This is a genomic window from Vibrio sp. HI00D65, assembly GCF_001635455.1.
Lineage (GTDB): Bacteria > Pseudomonadota > Gammaproteobacteria > Enterobacterales > Vibrionaceae > Vibrio.
In genome coordinates, this window is the sequence record NZ_LWEH01000387.1 from 1 (window position 1) to 566 (window position 566).

The 566-nt window shown below is 47.7% G+C and carries 2 protein-coding genes; both read left to right on the plus strand.

Annotated features, from left to right (window positions below; all coding sequences use genetic code 11):
• The coding region (locus tag A3712_RS21450; protein WP_157618841.1) for a tyrosine-type recombinase/integrase at positions 1 to 182 on the plus strand (182 nt) is incomplete at its 5' end.
• Positions 183 to 192: 10 nt separating this feature from the next.
• Positions 193 to 566 (plus strand): hypothetical protein (locus A3712_RS21455; RefSeq protein ID WP_082856293.1); only part of this gene is annotated, 374 nt, incomplete at its 3' end.

Here is a 566-nt window from a genome sequence, read left to right on the forward strand (position 1 = left end):
AGTTGCGCCACTCCTTTGCAACGCATGTGCTCGAGTCGAGCCAAAACCTTCGTGCGGTCCAAGAATTATTGGGTCATGAAAACATCTCGACCACCCAAGTGTACACTCACTTAGATTTCCAGCATCTAGCACAAGCATACGATCAGGCTCACCCAAGAGCCCGTAAGAAAAATAAAGACTAAAGGTTTTACTATGCGAATTTACCGAGGGTTACAGCCTGTCAAAGCCATGACCTTTGATTTGGATGACACTCTATATGACAACTGGCCTGTGATCATGAAGGTTGAGAAAGAGATGGCGCAGTGGCTTTTTCAAGAGCACCCTGTGTCTGCTTCTTTGTCATTGGATGAGTGGCAAGCTGTAAAACAACACGTTGCCTCGGAAAATCCAGAGCTAAAGCATGACGTCACCTTGTGGCGTGAAACCCAAATTAAGACTGGTTTACTGCAGTTGGGTTACTCTCAGCAGCAAGCGGAACAGGCGGCTCGTGATGGTATCGAACACGCCTTATGGCTACGAAACCAAGTCGACGTTCCTCAAGAAACCCACCATGTCATGGCGGAACT